The organism is Streptomyces aurantiacus (assembly GCF_001418335.1).
GTDB lineage: Bacteria > Actinomycetota > Actinomycetes > Streptomycetales > Streptomycetaceae > Streptomyces > Streptomyces aurantiacus.
In genome coordinates this window covers 1-7,535 of the sequence record NZ_LIPP01000092.1, presented here as the reverse complement: position 1 = coordinate 7,535, position 7,535 = coordinate 1, and the positions used below count along the sequence as shown (strand labels likewise).

The 7,535-nt window shown below is 73.2% G+C and carries 7 protein-coding genes; 5 read left to right on the top strand and 2 right to left on the bottom strand.

Features of this window, described 5'->3' with window-relative positions:
- Both AOK01_RS13545 and AOK01_RS13540 read left to right on the top strand, forming a co-directional pair.
- Nucleotides 1-890, top strand: an 890-nt coding sequence (locus AOK01_RS13545) for an alpha/beta fold hydrolase (RefSeq protein WP_245702229.1), incomplete at its 5' end; no start/stop codon positions are given.
- 124 nt (nucleotides 891-1,014) lie between these two features.
- Complete coding sequence (locus AOK01_RS13540; RefSeq protein WP_055511249.1) at nucleotides 1,015-1,437, top strand: luciferase domain-containing protein; 423 nt, start codon at nucleotides 1,015-1,017, stop codon at nucleotides 1,435-1,437.
- A gap of 273 nt (nucleotides 1,438-1,710) precedes the next feature.
- Here the strand turns inward: AOK01_RS13540 and AOK01_RS13535 are convergent, their stop codons facing one another.
- Both AOK01_RS13535 and AOK01_RS13530 read right to left on the bottom strand, forming a co-directional pair.
- Entirely contained in the window at nucleotides 1,711-2,604 is an 894-nt protein-coding gene (locus AOK01_RS13535) for a L,D-transpeptidase (RefSeq protein ID WP_055511248.1), read from the bottom strand.
- Nucleotides 2,594-3,103, bottom strand: coding sequence for a SigE family RNA polymerase sigma factor (locus AOK01_RS13530; RefSeq protein ID WP_055511247.1), 510 nt, complete (start codon nucleotides 3,101-3,103; stop codon nucleotides 2,594-2,596). The genes AOK01_RS13535 and AOK01_RS13530 overlap by 11 nt, the downstream gene beginning before the upstream one ends.
- 167 nt (nucleotides 3,104-3,270) lie before the next feature.
- Between AOK01_RS13530 and AOK01_RS13525 the strand changes: the two genes are divergently transcribed.
- The 3 genes from AOK01_RS13525 to AOK01_RS13515 form a co-directional block, all read left to right on the top strand.
- Nucleotides 3,271-4,428, top strand: a complete 1,158-nt coding sequence (locus AOK01_RS13525) for a sigma factor-like helix-turn-helix DNA-binding protein (protein ID WP_055511246.1) — start codon at nucleotides 3,271-3,273, stop codon at nucleotides 4,426-4,428.
- Nucleotides 4,425-6,212 carry a transglycosylase domain-containing protein gene (locus AOK01_RS13520; RefSeq protein ID WP_055511245.1) on the top strand — a complete coding sequence of 596 codons (1,788 nt, stop codon included), beginning with the start codon at nucleotides 4,425-4,427 and terminating at the stop codon, nucleotides 6,210-6,212. The genes AOK01_RS13525 and AOK01_RS13520 overlap by 4 nt, the downstream gene beginning before the upstream one ends.
- A 79-nt stretch (nucleotides 6,213-6,291) precedes the next feature.
- Nucleotides 6,292-7,535: PAS domain-containing protein (locus AOK01_RS13515; protein WP_055511244.1), on the top strand; the 1,244-nt coding region annotated here is incomplete at its 3' end.

Genomic DNA, 7,535 nt, shown 5'->3' with positions numbered 1-7,535 from the left:
CCGTCACCCCCTCCATCCCGGGCTTCGCCCACCACCGCATCCCCGGCGCGGACACAGCGGAGCTGCACGTCGCGGTCGGCGGCACCGGCACCCCCGTCGTCCTCCTCCACGGCTTCCCCCAGACCCACCTCATGTGGCGCCACGTGGCGCCCCGCCTCGCGGCCGAGCACACCGTCATCTGCCCGGACCTCCGCGGCTACGGAGCCAGCGACAAACCCACCGACCCCGACAAGGCGACGTACTCGAAGCGCACGATGGCCGCCGACGTCGTCGCCCTCGTCAAGGCGCTGGGGCACGACCGCTTCGCCCTGGTCGGCCACGACCGGGGCGCCCTCGTCGCGATCCGGGCCGGCCTGGACCACCCCGAGGCGGTCACCCACCTCGCCTCGCTGGACGTCCTGCCGACCCTCGACATGTGGGACGTCCTGCACGGAACGTCCGCGGCCGTCGGCTTCCACCTCTATCTGATGGCCCAACCGCCCGGCTTGGCCGAGCAGTTGATCGGCGCGAGCCCGGACGCGTTCTTCGGCCACTTCCTCGACATCTGGACGCGCGACCCGGCGGCCGTGCCGCCGGACGTCCGCGCCGCCTACCTCGCGGCGTCCCGCGCGGCCGTCCCGTCCATCGTCGCCGACTACCGCGCCTCCGCGGGCATCGACGTCACGCACGACCTGGCCGACCGCGAGGCCGGCAACCGGCTGCGGATGCCGGTGACCGTCCTCCAGCAGGACTGGGGCTCCGCACTCGGGTTCGACGCCGCCGCGCTGTGGTCCGCGTGGGCGGACGACCTGCGGCACAGCACCGTCTCGTGCGGCCACTTCATGGCGGAGGAGGCCCCCGACGAGATCACCGAGGCGATACGGGAGCTGCTGCGCCGACCGTTCGAGTAACCGGCCATTTCGAGTGACCGGCCGTTCGAGTAACCGGCCATTCCGAGTGACCGGCCATGTGGAACGAGTAGTCGGAGGTTGCTGGGGGTGGTCCTGCGGGTGAAGCGTGCGCGAGGATGAGGTCATGACCGCGGCCCCTCGCGCCATGGCTCTTCTGGAGACCTGGCCGAACCTGGTAAGTGGCCCGCCCCGGTGCGCCGTTGGGCATGCCTTCGCTTCGGCGGGACACGAGATCGTCCACTTCCACTCCGACGACTCCGCCGACCTCTTCCTCACGCCCACCGCGGTCGAACGACTGCTGCCCCAACTCCTGCACGCCAGCGCGATCAGGGTCCGCCCCGGCGCCTCCTGGATCACCGTGCTCCTCGACTGCGACGCCGACGTCCAGCTCCTGCTGGGGCTTGTGAGCGTCGCACTGAAGGAACAGGGCGCGATCCCGCTCCGGCGCCCGACACCGCCCTGCGACTGGGAGCGTCCCGCGGCGGTCCCCGGGCCGCGCCCGGGTGCGGCCCGCCGCGTGCGCGACCGGCTCATGCCGCACCACTGAGAAACCGCCCCCGAAACCGCCCCCGGAGCCGCTTCCTGAGCCGCCCTCACGGGGCCACGGCCACACCCGCTCCTCCCGTACAAGGGAGGCACGCCAGGAGGAGGGGGTGGCCTTCGAGAGGCAGTCGTACGAACCTCCGGTGGAACTGTCACCCACCCTCACGCCACGCCACCGCTCCTGCAACTAATACGCAGTAAAGCCCACCCCAGGACTTCGCCCGCACAACCGGCCCACAACGGCCCGCAAGGCCGGCCCACAAGCGTGCCGCATGCCTCAAGGCCGCGTATCGCTGCCCACGGCACCTGTCGCTCTCGCCGCCCCCGTCGGCGTGGCGGCCTCCTCTGTCGACCGCTCCGGTGTCGACCGCCCCGGTGTCGCCAGCGACGGCGTGGACACGTCGGCCGGCCGGGTCGGGGTCGCCCCCACCACCTCCACCACCGCACCCGGCCTGAGCATCTCGTACAGCCACATCGCGTCCTCCCTCTGCAGCCCGATCGCGCCACCGGTGATGTCGTAGCTGCCGGGCGCCTTCTGGTCCCAGTCGAGGGAGAGGAGGTAGTTCGTACGGTCGCCGGGGCCGCGCAGTCGCATCACCCAGCTCGCCTTCATGTCGTACGTGCTCCAGCCCGCCACATCGGCGGGCACCGCGGCCGACCTGTACTTGGCGGTGACCGTCATGAGCCCGGTCGCTGTCGGTGACTTCTCCGTCCCGGAGGAGATGGGCACCGTACGTCCCTCGGCGACCAGTTGCCGCCGGCCGAGGTCCACCGTGGCGGCGACGGTGGCCGGCACGGGCCCGGCGGTGACCGACGGTGTGGGCTCGCCGTAACCGGCGGCGGGCCGAGTCGACCGGGAGCGCTCACCGTGCTCACCGCCGGTGAACGCCACGGCCAGCACCAGGGCCAGCGCGCCCACACCGGCCGTGCCCGCCGTGGCCAGCGCGGCCTTGCGGCGCCGCCTGCGGCGTACCGCACGACGGCGGATCTCCGACCCTGAGACGGTCGGGGGCGTCTCGTGGTCCTGGGTCAACTCGCGTAGCGCGACGGCCAGTGCTGAGCGCTCGAATCCCACTCCGGACCCGGACCCGGCCCCGGACCCGCCCTCCGCGTTCCCGGACTCGCCCTCCAGGTTCCCGTGCCACCGGCCGGGCGTGAGCTCATCGGACACGGTCGTCCTCCCTCTCACCCAGTTCGTCGGCCTCGCCGAGCCGCCGCGCCAGCGCCGCCCGGCCACGGGACAGCCGGGCCTTCACCGTACCCACCGGCGCACCGGTTTCGGAGGCTACCTGTTCGACACTCAAGTCGCACAGATGGTGCAGAACGACGGCCATGCGCTGCACCTCCGGCAGTTCCCGCAACGCCGCCACCAACGCGGCCCGTTCCGGACCCGGTCCCGGCGTGTGCTCCGGCGGCGGATTGTGGCGCACCAGTTCCAGCCAACGCCGCGCCCGCCGCCAGCGGCTCACCGCGAGCCGCATCGCGACCGTACGGATCCATGCCTCGGGCGCCCCGTCGACGAGGAACTCCCGCCGTCGGTCCCAGGCACGTACGAACGCCTCCTGGACGACGTCCTGTGCCTCGCCGTGGTCCCCGGTGAAGGCATAGAGCTGCCCGGTCAGCCGGGGGAACGCGGCGGCGTAGAACCCGTCGAACTCGTCCTCGGTCATCTCCCCGCCACACCCCCCTGCCGCTGTTCGCGGATATCCCGTGCAACCCGGCTGCCTCTGTCGTGCGTATAGCTCCCGTACGTCACGTAGGTCGCGTACATCGAAGCACAAGCACCGCGCAGGGCTGAGCCGGAGGGAGTGGCGCGTACCGTCGCGCTCGACTGACCATGGACGACGACTTCATCGCCCGCGCCGGGGAGTACTGGCCCCGGCTCACGCGTACGGCCCGGCTGCTCACGGGGAATTCCGCCGACGCGGAGAGACGTGCGAGAGCGGCGCTGGCCGAGGTGTACGCGCGGCGCCGACTGCGGGGCGACGACACGGAGTTCTACGTCCGGCGGGCACTGGTACGGGGTTTTCTGCGGCGGCGGCCACCGCTGCTCACCCGCTCCGGGCGCGGGAACCACGGGCATCTCGGGCACGGGGGGCGGCCCAGGCACGGGCACGCGCCGGAGCCGTACGCGCCCGATCCGCTCGACCCGCCGACCGAGGTACTGGCCGGCCTGCCGCCCCGCCGACGGGCCGTGGCCGTGCTCCGGCACTGGGAGGGCCTGACCCACCGTGAGGTCGCCGCGCTGCTCAACTCCTCGCCGGGAACGGCCAAAGGGCTCTGGCGCCGGGCCGAGAAGGCCCTGCGTGCCCATCCCGCGTACGGGGACACCCCGCTCGCCGGAAGTCCGCCCGAGCCGCGACACGTTGCTGTTCCCGTTGCCGCCATAGCGGAGGCGGGCCGTACGCGCCGCAGGCAGCGCCGGATCACCATGGCCCTGCTCACCTCGGTGGGCGCGCTGCTCCTCGTACCCCTGGTGCTGGGGGTGGTACGCGGCACGGCCTCCGGGTCCGGTTCCGAGACCACCGCCGTGGCCAGGACGGCTGTTCGCGTCGTCACGCCGGGGGAGCGCGTCGTCGCCGCGTCCGGCGTGGAGTTCTGGCTCGCCAAGGACGGTACGCACTGGTCGGCACCGGGGCAGCAGAACCTCTTCCACGACTTCCGCGAAGGCGAGAGCGAAAGCAAGGGCGAGGGCGAGGGCGAGGGCAAAGGCTCCGGCCTGACGCTCCACGCCGACCCCGTCTCCGGGAAGCGGATCTTCCTCTCCGGTGTCCACCGGGGCCACGGGGGCACCCGGGAGGCGACCCGCGTCGAACTGGTCACGTCCGAGGGCACGTTCACCGCCCGCGTCCTCACCCTGGCGGGCGCACCCGGCTGGTCGGCCTGGTACGTCGACAGCCAACTCCCGGGCGGGGCGAGCGCGTTGAAGGACATCACCGTGAAGGCTTACGACTCCGCCGGTGAGCTCCTTGCACGGACGGACACCCCCTCATGACGGACGGACGCCCCCACATGAACGCCCGCTCCCTGCTCCGCCGTACCGGCGCCCGGCTCCGCCGCATGGGCACCCGCCTCCGGCACGCCCGTGTCCGGCTCCGCCGCACCCGCGCCCGCCGGTTCCGCCGCACCCTGGCCGTCCTGCTCGCGCTGTTCCTGTCGGCGTGCGCCGCGCTCGTCGTCGCGTACCGGACGACCGAGATCCCCGACCCGCATCCGGAGACCGTCAGCCAGAGCACGGTCTTCGTGGACACCGAGGGCGACTACCTGGGCCGTCGCGGCCCTGTCGACCGTCAGGACATCCCCCTGCGGCAGGTCCCGCGGCACGTCCAGGACGCCGTGATCGCCGCGGAGAACCGCTCCTTCCGTACGGACTCGGGGGTCGCGCCGTCCGCGATCCTGCGGGCCGCCCTCGCCACCGTGACGGGCGGCGCGCGCCAGGGCGGCTCCACGATTACGCAGCAGTACGTGAAGAACGCCCTGCTGACCCCCGAGCAGTCCCTGGAACGCAAGGCGCACGAGGCGCTGATCTCCGTGAAGCTGGACCGCACGAGGTCCAAGGACGAGATCCTGGAGGGCTACCTCAACACCGTGTACTTCGGCCGCGGCGCCGCCGGTGTCGAGTCGGCCGCGCGGAACTACTTCGGCGTCGGCGCGCGGGACCTGACGGTCTCCCAGGGCGCGGCCCTCGCGGGGATCGTCAACCTGCCCTCGTACTACGAGCGGGCGGGCGCGGACTCGAAGGTGACGGGGACGCTGGAGCGCCGCTGGGTGTGGGTGCTCGACGCGATGGCGGACTCGGGCGCGATCAGCGCCCGCGAACGGGCCGCCGCCCGCTTCCCGGCCTTCCGCTTCTATCCGCCGGGCGGCACGGACGGCCAGCGCCAGTACCTGATCGACACCGCGTCCGCCGAGGCCGCCGACCGGCTCGGCATCACGGAGGACCAGCTGGCGCGCGGCGGCTACAAGGTGCACACCACCTTCGATCTCGGCCTCCAGGACGAGACGGCGGAGCTGGTGCGCAGGCAGACGCCCGCCGGCGTGAAGGGCGGCCGGCTGCACACCGCCGTCGTCGCGACCGTCCCCGGCGACGGCGCGGTCCGGGTGCTGTACGGCGGGTCGGACTACGCCCACCAGCCGTTCAACGACGCCGTCGACGGGGCGGTGGAGGCGGGCACGGTCCTCGACCCGTTCCTCAAGGCGCTGCGGCCCGGCGGCCCGCTGGGCGACCTCGCCAAGGAGACGGCTCCCACGCCGCTGCGCCTGAACTCGGCGTACGCCACCCTGGCCGCCGGCGGCACGTACGCGACGCCGTACACCGTCGCGAAGATCACCCGGGCCGGGCGCACGGTCCACACCGCGCGGCCCAGCACGCGTACGGCGATGGACGAGAGGGAGGTGGAGCTGACGAGCGCGATGCTGAACGTGCCGCTCAGCGCGGATCGCTCGGCCTCGCCAGCCACGGTGGTCCCACCCGTCCCATCCGGCAAGGTCGACGCGTCCGGTACGGCGGTCGGCCACTCGGCGGGCGCGGGCAGCGGGCCGGGCACCCGGACGGTGTGGCAGAGCATGTACTCGCCCCGGCTCGCCCTCACCCTCGCCCTGTTCGCCGAGCGCGGGGGAAAGCCCGCCCGGGTCGCGGGCCTCACCGGCACGCAGCAGCCCGCCTCGTACGCCGCGCTGGAGGCGGACGACGTGTGGCGGCTGGCCGGCTCCCCCGGGGACGGGGACGGGAACGGGGACGGGGACCGGAAGAAGGCGGTGACGCCCCTGCCGCGGTAGGACCACTCCGGTAAGGACTCGATCACCCGGACAGTCCCGCCCGTTGGTGGGCGGGGCGGTGGCGTGGTGCCGTGGACGGGTGCCCGGTGACCAGGTCCAGCCCATCGCCGGCATCCTGCTGTCCCCGGCGGAGCTGGCGGCGCTCGCGGACGCCGTGCACCGCGCCGAGAACGCCGAGAACGCAGCCCAGTCCGCGGAGCGGCTGCTCAAGGAGCTGGCGCTGACCCGGCGGCTCCTCGACGACTGCCCCGCCGGCATCGCCGTCCTCGACCGCGAGCTGCGTTACCTCTACCTCAACGACGCGCTCGCCCTGATCAACGGCGTCCCGGCCGCCGAGCACATCGGCCGCCGGATGCCGGAGCTGCTGCCGGACCTGGAGTCCTCGGAGCAACTGCTCGGGAAGGTGCTGCGTACGGGGGTTCCGCAGATCGTCACGGTCGGCGGACGGTGCTCGGCCGACGCCGCCGACGACACTGACGACGCCGCCGCCGCCGACCTGCGGGACAAGCGGTGGTGGCTGGGCGCCTACCACCGGCTGTCCGGGCCGGACGGCGAGGTCCTCGGGGTGGCCGGAGTCCTCCTGGAGGTCACCGACACGCTGCGCGGCCGCGAGGACCTCGTACGGGCGCGCAACCGGATGGCCCTGCTCGACGAGGCGAACCGCACGACCGGCTCGACGCTCGACCTGCGCCAGGCCTGTCAGTCGCTGGCCGACCTGCTGGTGCCGCGCTTCGCGGACTACGCGGCGGTGGACGTGGGCGACCCGGAAGGCACGCTCCGGGCGCCCTCGAAGTGCAATCCGCTGCGCATGCGCCGTATCGCGCTCACCACCACACCGGATCTGAGGGAGGTGTCCTCGCCGCTCGGCCGCCTCGGCGAGTCGATCGTGTACCGGACCGGGTCCCCCATGGCCCGCGTACTGGCCGCCCGGCGCCCGCTCGTCCTCAGTCACCCCGACGACGAGTCCATGCTCCAGTTCTCACTGCCGTCCGAACGCAAGGAGCACTTCCGCCGGATGGGCGCGCACTCCGGGATCTACCTGCCCCTCGCGGTCCGGGAGGAACTGGTGGGCGCGGTGATGGTGTTCCGGGCCGGCGACTCCCCGCCGCTGACCGACGACGACGCGGAGCTGCTCGGCGACCTCACCGACCGGGCCGCCACCGGCATCGCCCACGCGGTCCGCTACACGCGGGAACACGAGACGGCCGTGGAGATGCAGCGGGCCTTCCTCAACTCGCCCACGGTGACGGGTCCCGGTGTGGAGACCCTGGGCCGCTATCTGCCGGCGGGGGCGGGGGCGGAGGTGGGCGGCGACTGGTTCGA

Excerpts from the sequence above, each read along its gene's own strand:
- AOK01_RS13540 (WP_055511249.1), top strand. The coding sequence starts at position 1,015 with ATGACCGCGGCCCCTCGCGCCATGGCTCTTCTGGAGACCTGGCCGAAC.
- AOK01_RS13530 (WP_055511247.1), bottom strand. The coding sequence starts at position 3,103 with ATGACCGAGGACGAGTTCGACGGGTTCTACGCCGCCGCGTTCCCCCGG.
- AOK01_RS13520 (WP_055511245.1), top strand. The coding sequence starts at position 4,425 with ATGACGGACGGACGCCCCCACATGAACGCCCGCTCCCTGCTCCGCCGT.
- AOK01_RS13525 (WP_055511246.1), top strand. The coding sequence starts at position 3,271 with ATGGACGACGACTTCATCGCCCGCGCCGGGGAGTACTGGCCCCGGCTC.